Consider the following 18,122-nt stretch of genomic DNA (forward strand, 5'->3'; position numbering starts at 1 on the left):
GCCCGGATCTCGGCCGGGAAGTTCGGCAGCGTCGACAGATCATTGCCGAACGACGCCGTCTCGGAGGTGAAACGGTCACCGGTGAGCTGCATACCGTCACCGGAATCCCCGGCGAACCTGATGATCACCCGGTCGACGGACTTCACCGCCTTCACCGAGTTGTTGGCCGACACAGCGGTGCTCCTCACGTGTTCGGATACAGGAAGGACGGGCGGGGCGCGGGCCGGCCGCCAGGCGGGGGATGGCTGGCGGCCGACCCTGTCACGGGGGCGTCACACAGTCTGCGACGGCGGTCTGTGCAACCTCTGGACGCCGACTGGAGGACGGCGCTCAGCTCCAGGCGATCAGGCGGTGGGGGCGCTCCAGCACCGCGGCGACGTCCGCGAGCACCTTGGAACCCAGCTCCCCGTCGACCAGCCGGTGGTCGAAGGAGAGCGACAGGGTGACGACCTGGCGGGGCACCACCTTGCCCTTGTGCACCCAGGGGCGGGACGTGATCGCGCCGACCGCGAGGATGGCCGCCTCCCCCGGGTTGAGGATCGGTGTGCCGCTGTCCACGCCGAAGACACCGATGTTGGTGACGGTGACGGTGCCGCCGCTGAGCGCGGCGGGGCTGGTCCGCCCGGCCCTGGCCGCGTCGACCAGGTCGTCCAGCGCACCCGCGAGTTCGGCCAGGGACAGCGTGTGCGCGTCCTTGACGGCGGGGACGACGAGCCCGCGGGGGGTGGCCGCGGCGATGCCCAGGTCGACGTAGTTCTTGCGGACGATCTCCTGGGTCCGGTCGTCCCAGGAGGCGTTGATCTCCGGGTTGCGTCCGACGGCGGCCAGGAGGGCCTTGGCCACCAGGAGCAGCGGGCCGACCCTGCGGTCCGCGAAGCGCGGTTCCCTTCTGAGGTCGCGCACCAGCTTCATGGTCCGGGTCACGTCGACGGTGACGAACTCGGTCACGTGCGGGGCGCTGAACGCGGAGGCGGTCACGGCCGCGGCGGTGGCCCGCCGCACTCCGCGCACCGGCACCCTCGTCTCCCTCGGCTGCCCCGTCTCCGTCGGCTCGCCGCCCGGGGCGGGTGGCACCTCCCGCGGGAGGGAGGGCGGTGCGGGAGCGGGCGCCGGGGCGACCGCGGTGCCCGCCGTGTTCGCGGCCGCGTGGACGTCCGTCCGCACGATGACGCCGTGCGGGCCCGAGGGCACGACGCGGGTGAGGTCGACGCCGAGGTCCTTGGCCAGTTTGCGCACCGGCGGCTTGGCCAGGACGGGCCCGGGGGCCGGGCCCGCCCCGGTGGAGCGGGCGGGCGGTGGGCCCGCCGCGCGGCGACGGCGTGCTGTGGGCCCGGAGGCGACCCCGTAGCCGACGAGCACCGGTTCCCGGGCCGGCTGCTCGCGTGACGGCTCCGGCTCCGGGGCCGGCGGCGTAGACGACGGCTCCGGAGCCCGGGCCGGCGGCGCGGACGAGGGTTCCGGGCCCGGGGCCGGCGGCGCGGACGAGGGTTCCGGGGCCGGGGCCACGGTGATGACGACCGTGCCCACGGCCACCGTCTCGCCCTCCGCGCACCGCAGTTCCCGTACCACCCCGTCGAACGGGACCGGCAGTTCCACCACGGCCTTGGCCGTCTCTATCTCGCACACGGTCTGCCCGTCGACGACGGTGTCGCCGGGCCGCACGTACCAGGTCAGGAGCTCCGCCTCCGTGAGTCCCTCGCCCACGTCGGGCATCCGGAACTCCAGCAGTCGGCCGGCAGTGTCAGTCATGGGTGGTCCCTCAGTACGCCAGCGCGTGGTCGACGGCGGCGAGCACGCGGTCGAGGTCGGGCAGGTAGTGCTCCTCCAGCCGCGCCGCCGGATAGGGGGCGTGGTGCCCGCCGACCCGCAGGACCGGGGCCTCCAGCGAGTAGAAGCACCGGGTGGTGATGCGGGCGGCGATCTCCGCGCCGGCGCCGAAGAAGACGGGCGCCTCGTGCACGACGACCAGGCGGTGGGTCTTCGACACGGAGTCCTGCACGGTGTCGAAGTCGACGGGGGACACGGACCGCAGGTCGATGACCTCCAGTGAGCGGCCCTCCTCCGCCGCCGCCTCGGCGGCCTCCCGGCACAGCCGCACCATGGGGCCGTAGGCCACGAGGGTCAGGTCGGTGCCGGGGCGCACCACCCGCGCCCGGTGCAGGGGGGCGGGGGCGGCGGCCGCGTCGACCTCGCCGGTGTCCCAGTAGCGGCGCTTGGGCTCGAAGAAGATCACCGGGTCGTCGCTGCGGATGGCCTGCTGGAGCATCCAGTAGGCGTCCGAGGGGTTCGAGGGGGAGACGACCTTCAGTCCCGCCACGTGGGCGAAGAGGGCCTCCGGGGACTCGCTGTGGTGTTCCACGGCACCGATGCCGCCGCCGTAGGGGATCCGGACCACGACGGGCATCCGGATCGTGCCGTGCGAGCGGGCGTGGAGCTTGGCCAGCTGGGTGACGATCTGGTCGTAGGCGGGGAAGACGAAACCGTCGAACTGGATCTCGACCACGGGCCGGTAGCCGCCGAGTGCCAGTCCGATGGCCGTCCCGAGGATGCCCGACTCGGCGAGCGGGGAGTCCATCACACGGTCCTCGCCGAAGTCCTTCTGCAGGCCGTCGGTCACCCGGAAGACGCCTCCGAGCCTGCCGACGTCCTCCCCCATCACGAGGACCGCGGGGTCGTCCTCCAGGGCTTTGCGCAAGGACCGGTTGAGCGCCTTGGCCAGTGTCATCGTGTCCGCGGGCATGGTCATCCACTCTCCGGGTGGGCGAAGGATCGGTGGTACTCCTCGAACTGCCGCCGTTCCTCGTCCAGGACGGCGTGCCCTTCGGCGTACACGTGGTCGAAGACGGCCGGCCGCTGCGGGTCGGGCATGCCGCGCACCTCGCGGCGGACCCGGTGGGCGATCTCCCGGGCCTGTTCCTCGACCTCGTCGAAGAACTCCGGCGCCGCGTGCCCGGCTTCGCTCAGGTGGGCGCGGAGCCGGGCGATGGGGTCCCTCGCCCGCCAGTACTCCAGTTCCGTCTGGGCGCGGTACCGGGTCGGGTCGTCCGAGGTGGTGTGGGCGCCCATGCGGTAGGTGAACGCCTCGACGAGGAAGGGACCGTTGCCGCCGCGGATGTGGTCCAGCGCGAACCGCGTCACGGCGTGCACCGCGAGGACGTCGTTGCCGTCCACCCGCACGCCGGGGAACCCGTAGCCGTGGGCCCTGCGGTACAGCGGGCCGCGCAGCTGCCGGGTGACGGGCTCGGAGATGGCCCACTGGTTGTTCTGGCAGAAGAACAGCACCGGCGCGTCGTGGACGGCGGCGAAGGTGAACGCCTCCGCGACGTCGCCCTCGCTGCTGGCGCCGTCCCCGAAGTAGGCCACGGCCGCGGCGTCCGAGCCGTTCTTGGCCAGGCTCATGGCGTACCCGGTGGCGTGCAGGGTGTGTGCGCCGACGACCAGGGTGTACAGGTGGAAGCGGGACTCGCGCGGGTCCCATCCGCCGTTGGTGACTCCCCGGAACAGCCGGACCACGTCGACCGGGTCGACGCCCCTGCACCAGGCGACGCCGTGTTCGCGGTAGCTCGGGAACACGTAGTCGTCGGGGCGCAGTGCGTGGGCCGAGCCGACCTGGGCCGCCTCCTGGCCCGCCAGCGGCGGCCACAGTCCCAGTTCGCCCTGCCGTTGCAGGGCGGTGGCCTCGGTGTCGAGGCCGCGGGAGATCACCATGTCCCGGTAGAGGGTGCGCAGCAGCTCCGGGTCGTACCCGGGGATCTCCTCCGGGGGCGCCACCAGGGTGCCCTCCGGTGTCAGCAGTCGCAGCGTCTCCGGTTCCTCCGGGCGGGTCATGAAGGCGTTCACGGCGTCCGTGAAGCCGGGCGCCGGCACCGCGGGCGAGCGGTCACTCGTGGGCAAGGTCATGTCACTTCCATCTCGGGGCGGGCCGCCAGGGCCGCCGGCCGGCCGTCGCGGCCGGGGCCCCGTGCCGCGCGGCCGGTGAGGTCGAGGGTGTGGTCCGGGGTCCAGCAGCCCCGCCAGCCCGAGTACTGCACGTCCTCGGGCCACCAGGGCGGGCCGGTCGCGACGATGGCGCCGACCGCCCCCTGCGGCAGGCTCTCGCCGCCGGCTCCGGCGACGCGCAGGCGCAGAGGCGGCACCGAGCTGCCCGCGCCGGGTTCGTGGGGCCGTGCGCCGTCCCGGGCGAACAGCTCCTGCGCGGTCCACGGCACCGCGCCGTCGGTCGGGGCGAACTCGGACCACAGCCGGGTGCCGGGGCGGGCCGCGAAGTGCCGGGAGACCAGCTGACGCGTGCAGGGGGCGCCGATGAGCACCACGGTGCCCGGGCCCTCGGCGGTCCGCCGCTCGGGGGGCGGGCCGGCGCCGAGGCGGCCGGCGTACTCCTCCGGGGTGAGCACCGTGACGCTGGCGCGCGCCCCCGTCAGCGGCCAGCCGGGGTCCGGGTCCCACGGCGCGGTGTGCAGCATCGCGCCGCAGCTGTAGGCCCACCACATGGCCGCCAGGGCCGCCGGCGACGCCGGTTGCTGGTCGATGGTCACGGTGCCGCCGGGCACCCCGGCCCGTCGGCTGCGGTCGGCCGCGGAGCGCAGCCAGGACCGGTGGTCGATCAGCCGGTCCCGGCCGTGCCGGCCGAGCAGCAGATGGGCGCCGCCTTCCGCCGACGAACGGGACAGGGCCGTCTCCACCGGGACCGAGGCGATCTTCCGCCAGGTCGCCGGGTCGTCCAGGGCGAGCGAGGGGGCGCCGCGGACGGCGGGGTCGTAGGTGGAGCGGCTGCACAGGACGGCACGCGCCCCGGTGGCGCGCGCGGCGGCCGCCGCGCCGCCGGGGCCGTTCGGCGCGGGGACGCACACTCCCCCGGCCTTGAGCACGGCGAGCTGGGCGACGAGCCCCTGGCGGTGGTTCTCGCAGTGGACGACCAGCGGGTCCCCGAGCTGGACCCCGCCGCGTACCAGGGCGGAGGCCAGGCGGACCGCCTGGCGGTCGGCCTGGGCGTAGGTGAGCCGGTGCCAGCCGTCCTGGACCGCCACCCGGTTCGGATGCTTCCCGGCGGTGTGCGCGAAGACGTGGTCGAGGGTGAGGGCGGCCGGTGGCCCGTCCCGGGACGGGAGGGCGGGCTCCCGCCGCTTCCGCTGGTGCGTGGTCACTGTTCCCCCCGTCTCAGGAGATGAAGTCGTAGGACAGGTGGTCCTCGGTGTCGGGCCAGGTGGCGAAGCGCCGCAGCCCGTACAGCAGGGGGTGCTGCTCCTCCGCCATGCGGGTGACGCGGGTGACCCGGCCCATGATCACGACGTGGTCGCCGACGACCTGGTCGTTGGTGACCGTGCAGTCGGCGATCGTGTGGGCGGCGTCCACCAGGTGGGGGCCCGCCGCGTCGTCGTCGGCGCGCCAGGGCAACCGGTCGAAGCGGTCCGGCGCCCCGGAGGCGAAGAGTTCGGCGGTGATCCGCGCCCGGCGGTGCAGCAGGTTGACCGCGAACCGCCGGCCGTCCTGGACGGCGTCCAGGGTCGGGCTGCCCCGGCGCATGCACACCAGCAGCACGGGCGGTTCCAGGGACACGCTGCACAGCGAGGTGAGGGTCATGCCGCGGGGCGCCCCGTCGGGCCCCGTGGTGGTCACGACGGTCACCCCCGTGGGGAAGCCGGCCATGAGGGTGCGGAAGTCCGCGGGGTGCCCGTGCATCAGAACGCTCCTTCCCGGCTGCCCGTGGCCGCCGAGGACGACAGGGTGCCGAGCGCCTCGCGGATCTCGGCCACCACGGCCTCCGTGAACGCCGGGAAGGCGTCGCCGAGGAAGTGGAAGTGGCCGCCGGCGAAGAGCCGGCGCCGGAGGACGCCCTCGGTCTCGGGGGCCCAGGCCGCCGCGCCCGGAGCGGGCGCCAGTGCGTCGTCCGTCGAGGCGAACGCCGTCAGCGCGCCGGACAGGGGACGCCGCCCGGGGTCGGGCCGGTAGGAGTCCAGGGCCCGCAGGTCGGACCTGATCACCCTGAGGAACCGGTCCTTGAACTCCGGGAGTTCGTCGAGCCGGTCCGGCATGCCGCCGAGCCGGGTGAGCCGGCGGACGAACTCCACGTCGGACAGGCTGGGGTCCAGGAGGCGGATCGCGGGCTGGATGCCGGGTGCCTGCCGGCCGGAGACGCCCAGCCACAGCGGGGCGGCGCCGCGGTCCTGCAGGGACCGTGCGGTCTCGAAGGCGACGACCGCGCCGAGGCTGTGCCCGAACAGGGCCAGGGGGGTCCCGTCGGAGACGGCGAGCACGTCCTCGGTGACCCGGGCCACGAGCGCCTTCATGTCGGTGACGGGCTGCTCCGCGTGCCGCCTGCCCCGGCCCGGCAGGTCCAGGAGCAGCAGGTCCCAGGTGGGCGGCAGGAAGCGGGTCATGGGGTGGTAGACGCTGCCCGAGCCGCCCGCGTGCGGGACGACCACCAGACGGACGGCGGGCTCGGCGACGGTCCGGGGCCGGAGGAAGGCGTCGGTGCCGGTCGTCATGCGCCCACCCCCCGGCCGGCGGCCGCGGTCGCGGCGATGTTCTCGGCGAGCTTGCCCAGCAGGTCCCGCAGGGGCATGGAGAGGGACAGCTCGTCGGCGGTCATGCCGACCTCGAAGTGCTCCTCGACGCGGGTGATGAAGAGGGTGGAGGTGAAGGAGTCGCCGCCCACGTCGAGGAAGGTCAGCTCGGGGTCGAGGGCCTCCGCCTGCAGGACCTCCCGCAGCAGGTCCAGGAGGTAGCGGGTCAGCGGCTCGGGTTCCAGCGACTCGGGGAGGGCGACTCCCGCCGCCGTCCCGGCGGCGGGCCCGGGTCCGGGAGCGGCGGCCGGCTCGTCGATCCAGTACGTCCGGCGGCGGAAGGGGTAGGTGGGCAGGTCCGCGACGAAGCGGGCGCCGGGGGCGGACAGCGCGCCCAGGCGGAGGTCGGCACCCGCGGTGAACAGCTCGGCGAGGGCCGTCCGCAGCAGGCCGGGGGCGTCCCCGGGGCCGTCCCCGGCCAGCGGCAGGGTGGTCCGGCGGCCGTGCGCCTCCCACGACAGGGCGACGCGGTCCTCCGTGCCGGCGGTGGTCCGCCCGGTGCCCTCGGCCGGCGTGGCGTGGACGCCGAGCCGGGCCAGCATGTCGCGCAGGCGGGCCGCGGGGTCCCCGGCGCCGGTGCTCGCGTCCCGCAGGCCGGGGTGGGCGTCGGCGAGGGCGGCGACCACGGCCTCCAGCTGTCCGGCCGGGCCCTCGGTGTGGAGGGTGATCCGGCGCGGCGGCTCCTGCGCGGGGGTCGTGACCACGCCCCGGGCGCGCCAGTCGGCGAGGGCCTCGGCGAGGTCGCGGGCGGTGGCGCCGGTCAGCGCCAGCCGGTGGGCGAACGGGGCGCGTCCGGCGCGCAGGGTGTGGCACAGATCGGCCGGCCGTGCGTCGGTGCGGCGCAGCAGGGAGCCCACGCGGTCGGCGAGCCGGTCGAGTGCCGTGTGGTCCTTGGCGCTCAGGGTGAGCAGTTCGGGGCCGGGCGGGGCGGGGGCGGGCTCCGCGGGCGGCCGGTGGGCCTCGATGACGGCGTGGACGTTCGTGCCGCTCATGCCGAAGGAGTTGATGCCGGCGATCCTGCGGGACAGTCCGCCGGGCCACGGCGTGTTCCGGCGCGGCACGGTGAAGTCGAGCCGTTCCCACGGGATGTGCGGGTTCAGTTCGCCGTCGTCCGGGTGCGCGGCGGCGGGGATCACCCCGTGCTGGAGCATCAGCACGGTCTTCATCACGGACGCGATGCCGGAGGCGCCCTCGAGGTGGCCGAGCCGGGACTTGACGCTGCCGATGGACAGCGGGACGCCCCGGCGGCGGACCGCCTCCCCGAGCACCCCGTCCAGGGCGCCGATCTCGATCGGGTCGCCGAGCACGGTGCCGGTGCCGTGGGCCTCGACGAAGCCGACGTCGGCCGGGTCGGTCCGGGCGTCGGCCAGCGCCGCCCGGATCACCTCCTGCTGGGCCGGTCCGTTGGGAGCCGTCAGTCCGGAGGCGGCGCCGTCGTGGTTGACGGCCGTGCCCCGGATGACGGCGAGGACCGGCCGGCCCTCGCGCTCGGCGTCGTCGAGGCGCATCAGGGCGACGACCCCGACCCCCTCGCCGCGCCCGTAGCCGTCGGCGGTGGCGAGGAAGGACTTGGAACGGCCGTCCGGTGCCAGCGCCCTCGTCTGGCACAGCGAGACCATCAGGCTCGCGGAGAGCAGCAGGTTGGCGCCGGCGGCCAGCGCGTAGCGGCACTCGCGGTTGCGCAGGCCCTGGACCGCCAGGTGCAGGGTGGTCATGGAGGAGGAGCAGGCCGTCTCCACCCCGAGGACGGGGCCGGAGAAGCCCATCAGGTGGCTGACGCGTCCGGCGCCGAAGCTGAGGCCGCCGCCCGTGATGTAGTACGGGTCGATGCGGGACATGTCCGAGCGGTCCTCGTTCCGCTCGCTGTACTCGGACGTCATCATGCCGAGGTAGATCCCGACGTCGAGCCGGTCGGAGCGGCGGACCGCGATGCCGGCCCGCTCCAGCGCCTCCCAGCTGGTCTCCAGGAGCATCCGCTGCTGGGGGTCGAGCAGACGGGCCTCGCGCCGGGAGAGCCCGAAGAAGTCGGCGTCGAAGTCGGCGATGGTGTCGAGGAAACCGGCGCGGTCGACGTAGGAGCGGCCGGGACGTCCGACGGCCGGGTCGTACACCGCGCGCAGGCCGGGCCGGTCGGCGGGGATCGCGGACAGCGCCGAGTCGGTGCCGCACAGGAACTCCCAGTACGCCTCGGGCGTGTCGATGGCCGGCGGCAGTCTGAGCCCCATGCCGACGACGGCGACGGGTGCGTGGCGTTCGTCCTCCAGCTCGGCGATCCGGGCCCGCAGCCGGTGGGAGAGCCGGAGCTGGTCCTCCATCAGGGCGCGGACGGCTTCGGTGTCCATGGCCTCACTCATGCCTGCTTGTCTCCTTTCTGGGATACGTCGCTGCGGACGGCCTGGACGAGTTCCTCGAAGGACAGGTCCGCGAGGTCCGGGAGGCCGGCGGCCGCCGGGGCCGCCGCCTGGTCCGGTGTCTCCGGGCGGTCCGGCCGGCCGGGCTCGGCGGGACGGGCGGGTTCGGGGTGGAGCAGGCCGAGGATGTGGTCCGCGAGGCGCGGGACCGTGGGGTGGTCGAGGGCCACGGTCGCCAGGAGGTCGACGCCGAGGGACCGGGAGAGCCGGGTCCGCAGGTCGATCACCATGATCGAGTCCAGGCCCATGTCCCCGAAGGTGGTCTCCTCGTCGAGGGCCGCGGGCTGCCCGAGGGTCTCTCCGGCGGCTTCCCGGACGAAGTGCCGCAGCGCCGCGTCGCGTTCGCCCGGATCCAGCTCGGCGAGGCGTGCGCCGAACCAGCCGCGCGGCCGGCCGGCCGGGTCCGCGTCCGGACGGCGGGTCCCGTGGGCGTCTCCCCCGGCGGGGGCCTCCAGCAGGCGAGCGCGCGGATGGCCGCCGAGCGCCTCGGTGAACCGGTCGGGCGCGAGGTCGACGGCGATGACCCGGGCCTGGCGGGCGGTGAGCGCGGCCAGCAGCAGCGCCTCGGCCGTCTCGTCGGTGAAGGTGCCGATACCGAGCCGGGTGGTGGCCCGGCGCACGGTCTCCGAGGCCGCCATCCCGCCCTTGCCGCCGGGCACCCAGGGGCCCCAGGCGATGCTCGTGGCGGGCACGCCCTCGGCGCGCAGCGTCTCGGCGAGGCCGGTCAGGTAGCCGTTGGCGGCGGCGTAGACGGTCTGTCCCGCCGAGCCGAGCACGCTGGAGGCCGACGAGAACAGGACGAACGCGTCGAGGTCGTGGCCGCGCAGAGCCTCGGCGAGCACGTCCGCGCCGTGCGCCTTGGCGGCGAAGACGCGCTCGGCGGCGCCGCGGTCGACGCGGCCGAAGGCCCGGTCGTCGGTGGCCCCGGCGAGGTGCAGGACCAGGCGCAGCGGGTGGTCCGCCCCGGCCCGTGCGACGGCGCGGGCGCAGTCGGCGGGGTCGGTGACGTCGCCGCGCACCACGTGGACCGGTGTGCCGGCGGCGGTGATCTCCTCGATGAGGCGGAGCGTCTGCGCGTCCGGTTCCGAACGGGCCATCAGGGTGAGGGCGGCGCAGCCGTTGCGGGCGAGGACCGCCGCGGTGCTCAGACCGAGCCCGCCGAGCCCGCCGGTGACGAGGGCGGCGCCGGTGAGGCCGTCGGCCGCGGTGCCCGTCGGGGCGGTCGCGGGGACGAGCCGGGCGGTGCGGGTGCGGCCGGGGCCGGTCTCCAGCCGGGTCTCCACCGTGCCGTCGTCGAGGATCCGGTCGAGGGCGCGCAGCAGGCCGGGGGCGTCCCAGCCGTCCGCGAGGGTCACCCGCAGCAGCCGGCGCTCGCTCTCCTCGGCCTCGACGCCGGCCAGCAGGCCCCACAGCGCCTCGCGCAGGGGGGCGTGCGGGGTGCCGCCGGCGACCGGGACGGCGTAGGGCACGTCCTGGGGGACGGAGCGCAGGACGGCGGCGAGGTCGAGGACGGCCTCGGTCGCGGCCTGCGCGCCGGCCGGTGCGTCGGCGGCGAGGAAGCGGGCGTCGACGATCAGGTCCGGGGTCCGCGCGAGCGGCGTCCGCGCGTCGGCCGCGAGGGCGTGGTGGCCCGCTTCCTCGGCGGCCCGGGTGAGGAGCTTCCCGGCGGGGGTGGCGGCGCCGACGACGGCCACCGTCCGCGCCCGGGTGGCGGCCCGGTCGGTGCCGGCCGGGGCGGGCAGCTCGGTCCAGGCGAGGTCCCAGGTGTGGCGGGTGCCCTGGCGCAGCGACGACTGGAGCACGGAGCGGGAGGCCGTGCGGAACCGGAAGCCGTCCATGGCGAGGACGGTGGCGCCGTTCTCGTCGAACAGGTGCAGGTCGGCGGTCTCCACCTGGTGGAACCGGTCGTCGGCCGTCTCCCGCAGCTCGGCTCGGACGTGTCCCCACAGGGGCCTGCCCGGGACGGGCCGGCCGGGGAACGACACCCGGGCCGCGGCGAACGGGATGACGAGGGCCTTCTCCTGGTCCAGCGGCTCCGCGTCGTCCTCGTGGATGGCGAAGCAGACGGAGCTCTGCAGGCAGGAGTCGAGCAGGCCCGGGTGGATCTGGTAGTCCTCGGCGGGCTCGTTCGTCTTCTCCGGCCAGTCGAACCGGATCAGGGCCTCGTCCCCGCGGATCCAGGCGTCCCCGACCCAGCTGAAGGACGGGCCGAGCAGGTAGCCGATGCCGCGCAGGTGGCGGTAGAAGGCCTCGCCGCCGAGGTGGCGGTCGGCGTGCGCGATGAACTCCCGCGGGTCGGGCGCGGTGCGGTGCCCGGCCGGGTCGGCGGGGACGCGGCGCGCGGTCAGGTGCTCCTGCCACAGGTGGCGTTCGGGGTCGAGGAGGCTCTGCACGCTGACCGTGCGGGCGCCCCGCTCGCCGTCGCGCTCGATGATCTGCAGTTCGTAGCGCTCGCCGTCGTGCAGCACCAGCGCGCGCGGGAAGTGCAGGTCCTCCAGGACCACCCGGTCGCCGTCGCGGCCGAGCGCGGACAGGACCGTGGCGGTCTGGGAGGCACCCGCCACCTGGACGGTGCCGAACAGCCGGTGGTCGTCGAGGTGCGGCGGGTACACGGTGCTGCGCTCGGTGACGAACACCCGCCCCTGGATCGCCGGCGAGCGCAGTTCGGTGCCCCACGGCGGACCGGCCGGGGCGGGCACGGACCGCCGGTCCTGCGGTGCGGCGGACGCGGGGGCGGGTGCGCCGGCCCGGCCGGCGCCCCGCCAGTAGGGGGTCGCGGCGAACGGGTAGAGCGGGGCCGCCGCGCGCGGGGTGCGGCGCGGGGCCTGTACGGCGGCCCAGTCGATGTCCTGGCCGAGTTCGTACAGTTCCCTGGCGGCGGCGGCCAGGGCGGCCCGGTCCCCCGTCCCGCGCCGCAGCGAGGGCAGCAGGGCGGTGTCCGGGACCGAACCCCCCGCGCGCACCAGGTTCACCAGGGTGCCGTCCGGGCCGATCTCCAGGCAGACGTCCACCTTCTGCTCGGCGAGCCGCCGCGCACCGTCGTGGAAGCGGACGGGGTTGCGGGCGTGCCGCACCCAGTACTCCGCGTCGAACGTGCCGGGCTCGGCGAGGTTGCCGGTGAGGTTGGAGATCAGCGGGATGCCCGGATCGGTGAGGTCCAGCGCGGCGGCGGTCTCGCGCAGCCGCGGCAGGACGGGGTCGAGCAGCCGCGAGTGGAAGGCGTGCGAGACGGTGAGCCGGACGCCGCGTACGCCGTCCTCGGTGAGCCGGGCGGCGAACCGCTCGATGTCCTCCGGTGCGCCGGCCACCACGGTGGCGTCCGGGGCGTTGACGGCCGCGACGTCGAGGGGGGCGTCCGCCAGCAGGGCGCGCACCCGCTCCTCGGGGGCGCGGACGGCCAGCATGGCGCCGCGCCGGGTGCCCTGCATCAGCTCGGCCCGCCGGGCGATCAGCCGCAGTCCGGACGACAGGTCCGTCACTCCGGCGTGGACGGCGGCGGCGACCTCGCCGACGCTGTGGCCCATGACCACGTCCGGGGTGACGCCCCAGGACTCCCACAGGGCGGCCAGTGCGCTCTCCAGGGCGAACAGGGCCGGCTGGGTCACCCGGGTCTCGTCGACGGCCCGCGGGTCGTCGCCGTAGAGGACGAGTTCCACCAGGGAGCCGCCCAGGAGGGGGGCGAGTTCGCGGTCGCAGCGGTCGAAGACCTCCCGGAAGACCGGTTCGGTCTCGTACAGTTCGCGGCCCATGCCGAAGCGCTGGCTGCCCTGTCCGGAGAACAGGAAGGCGATGCGCGGGCGGCCGGTGGTCCGGCGGTCCGCGGGCGGGGCCGCGAGCTGGGCGAGGAGCTTGTCCCGGGTGTCGCCCAGCAGGGCGCGGCGGTGCGGGAAGTGGGCCCGGCCCGCGGACGCGGTGGCGGCCAGGCCGGCCAGTTCCCCGTCGTCCGCGGCGGTCAGCCGCTCGCGCCAGGAGGCGGAGAGCCGCTCCAGGCCCGCCGCGTCGGGGGCGGACAGGGGGATGAGGTGCGGGGTGCCGGCCGGGGCGCCGCTCGTGGCGGCGGGGGCCCCGGCCGGGGCGTCGGCGAGCACCACGTGCGCGTTGGTCCCGGTGAGTCCGAAACCGGAGACGCCGGCCACGCGCGGGGCCGCGCCGGAACGCCAGGGGGTGGGGGTGTCCACCACCCGGACGTTCATCTCCGCCCAGTCCACGTGCGGGTTGGGTGCCGCGAAGTGGAGGTTGGCCGGGATGAGATCGTGTCTCAGGGCGAGCACGGTCTTGAAGACCGCCGCCATTCCGGCGGCCGACTCGCAGTGACCGATGTTGCTCTTGACGGAGCCGATGTGGAGCGGCTCGCCGGGCTTGCGGTCCGGGCCCAGGACGCGCCAGGCCGCGCCCAGTTCGATGGGGTCGCCCAGGGCGGTCCCGGTTCCGTGCGCTTCCAGGTAGGAGACCTGGGAGCCGGTGACGCGGGCGTCGGCGAGGGCGTCGGCGAGCAGGGCCCGCTGGGCCGTGCCGCTGGGGGCGGTGAGCCCGGAGGAGGCGCCGTCCTGGTTGACGGCGGTGCCGCGGATCACGGCGAGGACGCGGTCGCCGTCGCGCCGGGCGTCGGTGAGCCGCTTGAGGACGAGCACTCCGCAGCCCTCGGCGCGCACGAACCCGTTGGCGTCGGCCGAGAACGTCCGGCAGCGTCCGTCGGGCGACAGCATGTGCGCGCGGCTGGCCGAGACGGAGGCCATCGGGTCGAGGATGACGTTGACCCCGCCGGCCAGCACCGTGTCCGACTCGCCGCCGCGCAGCGACCGCACCGCGAGGTGCAGGGCGACGAGGGAGGACGAGCAGGCGGTGTCCACGGCCATCGCGGGCCCGTTCAGCCCGAGGGTGTACGCCAGGCGGCCCGCGGCGGCGTTGAGCGAGGTGCCGGTGCTGTAGTAGGCGTCGAGGTGCTCGGCACCGGTTGCGGCGAGCACCCGGGCGTAGTCGGCGTAGCTGATGCCGACGAAGACGCCGGTGCGGGTGCCGCGCAGGGCGTGCGGGTCGGTGCCGGCGTCCTCCAGGGCGTGCCAGGCGGACTCCAGGAGCAGCCGTTGCTGCGGGTCGAGGTTCTCCGCCTCGCGGCCGGGGATGCCGAAGAAGGCGGCGTCGAACCGTTCGATGTCCGTGAGGAAGCCGCCCTGGTCGGTGGTGATCCGGCCGCTCTCGGGGGTGTCGTCGCCGTGGAAGGCGGCGGTGTCGTACCGGCCTTCGGGGACGGGGCCCACGGCGTCGCGGCCCTCGCGGAGCAGGGTCCACAGGTCCTCGACGGAGTCGGCCCGGGGGAAGCGGCCGGCCATGCCGACGATGGCGATCGGCTCGTGCGCGGTGCCCGGGGGCACGCCCGGAGCGTCGTCGTACGGCGTGGCGGCGGGTGCCGGGGTGTCGTACGGCGTGGTGGCGGAAGCAGGAGCGTCGTGCGGCGTGGCGGCGGGCGCCGGCCGCTCGGGGGCGGGCGGGGCCGTCCCCGGCGCGGGGGCGGGCGCCGGGGCCGCCGCCGGGGCGTCGGTGAGCAGGTACTCCGCCATCCGGGTCACCGTGGGGTGGTCGAACACGTCGGCCGCGCGCAGGGAGACCTCGAAGGCCTGGCCCAGGCGTCCCACCAGGTCCACGGCCATGATCGAGTCGAGGCCCAGGTCGAAGAAGCCGGTGTCGTCCTTGACGGCTTCCGCGGACTCGAAGCCGAGCTGGGCGGCGACGATCCGGGCCACGTGGGCGCGGGCGGCGGCGGGCCGGCCGCGCTCGGGCACCGCCGCCAGCCCGGCCACGACCGACGGCTCGCGGACGGCCGCCACGGCCTCGTCCCGCGCCGGGTCCGGCAGGTCCGCGGAGAACAGGCCGCGGTCCCGGAAGCGGGACATGACCGAGCGGAACCGGGGCATGTCCAGCGGGCAGACGACGACGTGTCCGCAGACGGCGGGGGACGCGGCGAGCGCGGCACGGCCGGCGGACGCGTCGAGGGCGCCGACGCCGAGCCGGGCGAAGGTGTCGCGGCTGGCGGAGTCGGCCATGCCCGACTCGCCCAGGTCCCAGGGCCCGTAGGCGATGCTGACCGCGGGCAGGCCGCGGCCGGTGCGGTGCGCCGCCAGGGCGTCGAGACCGCCGTTGGCCGCGGCGTAGCCGGCGCACCGGTCGGTGCCCCACACGGCCGAGACCGAGGAGACCACGGCGAAGAAGTCCAGCGGCCAGTCGAGCGAGGCGCGGTGCAGCAGCCACGCCCCCGCGAACTTGCCGCGCAGGGCGTCGGCGAAGTGGGCGGCGCCGGCTTCCGCGGCCGGCACGCGTTCCAGCACGCCCGCCGCGTGCAGCACGCCCCGTACGGGCGGCATGCCCTCCAGCGCGGAGCAGGCGGTCGCCACGGCCCGCGGGGTGTCGCACCCGCCCGGCCGGTAGACGGCCTCGACACCGGCGGCGGCGAGGTCGTCGAGCAGCTCCCGCGCCTCGGGGGCCAGGTCCTCCCGGCTGCGCCGGCCGATGAGCAGGAGGTGGCGGGCGCCGCGGTCGACCAGCTCGGAGGTCAGCTCGCGGCCGACGCCGCCGAGACCGCCGGTGACGACGTAGGTGGCCTCGGGGACCACCCGCAGGGGCTCGGCGGGCGCGGCGTTCTCGACGAGGCGGGCCGTCAGGACCGCGCCGTCGCGGACGGCGGCCCGGTCCTCGGCCGCCTCCTTGCGGGTGGCGGCGTCGCTCTCCCTCGCGACGAAGGACAGCAGGGCGTCGAGATCCGCGTCGCCCGGGTCGGCGGGCAGGTCGACGACGCCGCCCCAGCCGGCCGTGAGTTCGAGACCGAGGACGGGTGCCAGGCCGTGCAGGAGGCCGTGGTCGGTCGCCGCCGTGTTGTCCTGCGGCCGGGTCCGGCAGGCGGCCCGGGTCAGGGCGAACACCCGGTGGCCGCCTGTGCGGGCGGCCGCGGCGACCGCGGTCGTCACCGCCGCGCACAGGGCGGCGCCCGGCTCCGCGGGGTCGCTCGCCGTGTCCGGGGCGCCGTCGCTCCCGGGGAGCGGGGTGGCGCGCAGGGCGAGGACCAGGGGGCCGCCGGCCTCGCCGGCCGCGTCCCGGCCGGCGTCCCACGCCCCGGCCCAGGCGGCGGCGTCGGCCGGGAGCGGCGCGTGCCGCCAGCCGTCGGGCAGGTCCGTGGCGGACGGCGCGAGCACGGTGCCGGTCAGCCCCTGTGCGGCGGCCCGGCCGGCCAGCGCGGCGAGGAGGTCCTCGTCGTCGCCGGCGAGGACGACGGAACGCGCGGCCGGAGCGGCCGAGGGGGTCTGGGGCCGCCACGCCACCTCGTGCACGAGCGGTACGGCGGGGGCGGCCGGGGCGGTCTCCTCCCGGCCGGCGGTGGCGGCGCCGGGGCCGGCGGCCCGCGCCGGGGGTGCGAACCTGCTGCGCTGCCACGGGTAGGGGGGCAGGTCGACGACCCGGCGGGGCAGGCCGGGGCCGGGGACGTCCGGCGCACCGCCTCCCTCCGTGACCGCCACCTCCGCCACCGTGCGCCCTTCGGCGAGCGCCCGCAGGGCGTCGGCGGCGGCGCGGGGGTCGGCCGCGGTGACGGTCGCGCGCACGTCCATCAGCGTGCGTCCGGCGGTCGCGGTGTGCGCGAAGGCCGGGTAGTCGGCGGCGGGGAGGGCCTCCAGCGCGCCGGCGTACCGGGCGGCACGCGCCCGCAGCGCCTCCTCGGTCCTGGCGGAGACGGTGAACCCGGCGACCGCGACGGGCGCGGAACCGTCGTCGGGGCGGGCCGGCGCCTCGTCGGCCGACAGCGGTCCGACGATCGCGTGCGCGTTGGTGCCGCTCATCCCGAACGAGCTGACGGAGGCGCAGTCGCCCGACAGCGGGGACCACTCCCCCAGCGTGTCGGGCACCGTCATCCCGGTCCCCGACAGGTCGATCCGCGGGTTGAGGTGGCGGAAGTGGACGACCGGGGGCACCTGGCGGCGCGAGACGCACAGCATCGCCTTGATCAGCCCGGCCACCCCGGCGGTGCCCTCGAGATGCCCGAAGTTGGTCTTCAGCGCGCCGACCGGCAGCGGTGCGCCACCGTTGCGCCGGCCCAGCGCGGTGGCCAGGGCGTCCATCTCGATCGGGTCGCCGAGGGGGGTGCCGGTGCCGTGGGTCTCCGCGTAGCCGACGGCCTCCGGCTCCAGACCGGCGTCCGCCAGGGCCGCTTCGATCAGCGACACCTGCGCGAGGACGTTCGGCGCGGTGAAGCCGCTGGAGCGGCCGTCCTGGTTGACGGACGTGCCCCGGATCACGCCCAGTACCCGGTCCCCGTCGCGCAGGGCGTGGTCGAGGCGCTTCAGCAGCACCGCGCCCACTCCCTCGCCGCGGGTGAAGCCGTTGGCCCGGGAGTCGAACGTCTTGCACAGGCCGTCCGGCGACAGCGAGCGGGTCTCCTGCACCAGCCGCATGGTCCGCGGCGACATGATGAGGTTGGCGCCCGCGGCGAAGGCGAGTTCGCACTCGCCCCGGCGCAGCGCCTGCACCGCGAGGTGCACGGCGACGAGGGAGGACGAGCAGGCCGTGTCGACGGTCATGGTGGGCCCGGTCAGGCCCAGCGCGTAGGCCACCCGGCCGGCGGCGAAGTTGTGTCCGTTGCCGGTGGCCCAGTAGGCGTCGGGTTCGCCCTCGCACCACTCCCGGTAGTCCTGCCACATCACGCCGAGGTAGAGACCGGCCCGGGCCTCGGCGAGGGTGCCCGCCGGGACGGCCGCGTGCTCCAGGGCCTCCCAGGCCACCTCCAGCAGGAGCCGGTGCTGCGGGTCCAGGTGGCGGGCCTCGCGGGGGCTGATGCCGAAGAAGCCCGCGTCGAAGTCGAGGACCTCGTCGAGGAAGCCTCCGCGCTGCGGCAGTCCCCGCCAGGCGTCGGCGAAGGGGCCCTTGCGGTGCTCCGGCATGGGGCGCACCAGGTCGCGGCCCTCGGCGAGGGCGGTCCAGTACGCGTCGAGCGTGTCGATGCCGCCGGGCAGCCGCAGCCCCGCGCCGATGATCGCGACGGGCTGGTTCCCCCGCTGCTCGGCGAGCTGCTGCCGCAGGGAGCGGACGGTGTCCAGGGCCCGCGTGAGCGGTGTCTGCCTGCCTCCCCGGGAGGGGCTTGTCTCGTGCATCGGGGTTCCTTGTGGTC

General features: G+C 76.0%; 8 protein-coding genes and 1 pseudogene. All 9 read right to left on the reverse strand.

The genetic code is table 11. The annotated features are described in order from the left end of the window. Positions 1-188 (reverse strand): annotated as a pseudogene (locus ACZ4V6_RS33015) (2-oxoacid:acceptor oxidoreductase subunit alpha); the annotation flags it as partial. Between the two features lie 142 nt (positions 189-330). After that, positions 331-1,749 carry a dihydrolipoamide acetyltransferase family protein gene (locus ACZ4V6_RS33020; RefSeq protein WP_467834484.1) on the reverse strand — a complete coding sequence of 473 codons (1,419 nt, stop codon included), beginning with the start codon at positions 1,747-1,749 and terminating at the stop codon, positions 331-333. Positions 1,750-1,759: 10 nt separating this feature from the next. Next, on the reverse strand, positions 1,760-2,725 hold the full coding sequence (locus ACZ4V6_RS33025; protein WP_467834547.1) for an alpha-ketoacid dehydrogenase subunit beta: 966 nt from the start codon (positions 2,723-2,725) through the stop codon (positions 1,760-1,762). 17 nt (positions 2,726-2,742) lie between these two features. Beyond that, positions 2,743-3,900, reverse strand: a complete 1,158-nt coding sequence (gene pdhA / locus ACZ4V6_RS33030; RefSeq protein WP_467834486.1) for a pyruvate dehydrogenase (acetyl-transferring) E1 component subunit alpha — start codon at positions 3,898-3,900, stop codon at positions 2,743-2,745. Continuing rightward, positions 3,897-5,144: an AMP-binding protein gene (locus ACZ4V6_RS33035; RefSeq protein WP_467834488.1), complete on the reverse strand. Its 1,248-nt coding sequence runs from the start codon at positions 5,142-5,144 to the stop codon at positions 3,897-3,899. The genes pdhA and ACZ4V6_RS33035 overlap by 4 nt, the downstream gene beginning before the upstream one ends. A gap of 13 nt (positions 5,145-5,157) precedes the next feature. Beyond that, positions 5,158-5,679, reverse strand: a complete 522-nt coding sequence (locus ACZ4V6_RS33040) for a flavin reductase family protein (RefSeq protein WP_467834490.1) — start codon at positions 5,677-5,679, stop codon at positions 5,158-5,160. After that, positions 5,679-6,485 (reverse strand): thioesterase II family protein, encoded by an 807-nt coding sequence (locus ACZ4V6_RS33045; protein WP_467834492.1) that lies wholly within the window; start codon positions 6,483-6,485, stop codon positions 5,679-5,681. The genes ACZ4V6_RS33040 and ACZ4V6_RS33045 overlap by 1 nt, the downstream gene beginning before the upstream one ends. Continuing rightward, the gene (locus tag ACZ4V6_RS33050; RefSeq protein WP_467834494.1) at positions 6,482-8,917 is read right to left on the reverse strand and encodes a beta-ketoacyl synthase N-terminal-like domain-containing protein; all 2,436 of its coding nucleotides are present in this window, start codon (positions 8,915-8,917) and stop codon (positions 6,482-6,484) included. The genes ACZ4V6_RS33045 and ACZ4V6_RS33050 overlap by 4 nt, the downstream gene beginning before the upstream one ends. Then, positions 8,914-18,105: an SDR family NAD(P)-dependent oxidoreductase gene (locus ACZ4V6_RS33055; protein WP_467834496.1), complete on the reverse strand. Its 9,192-nt coding sequence runs from the start codon at positions 18,103-18,105 to the stop codon at positions 8,914-8,916. Before ACZ4V6_RS33055 ends, ACZ4V6_RS33050 begins: the two co-directional genes overlap by 4 nt. Positions 18,106-18,122: the final 17 nt, after the last annotated feature.

The organism is Streptomyces sp. NPDC029152 (assembly GCF_055564355.1).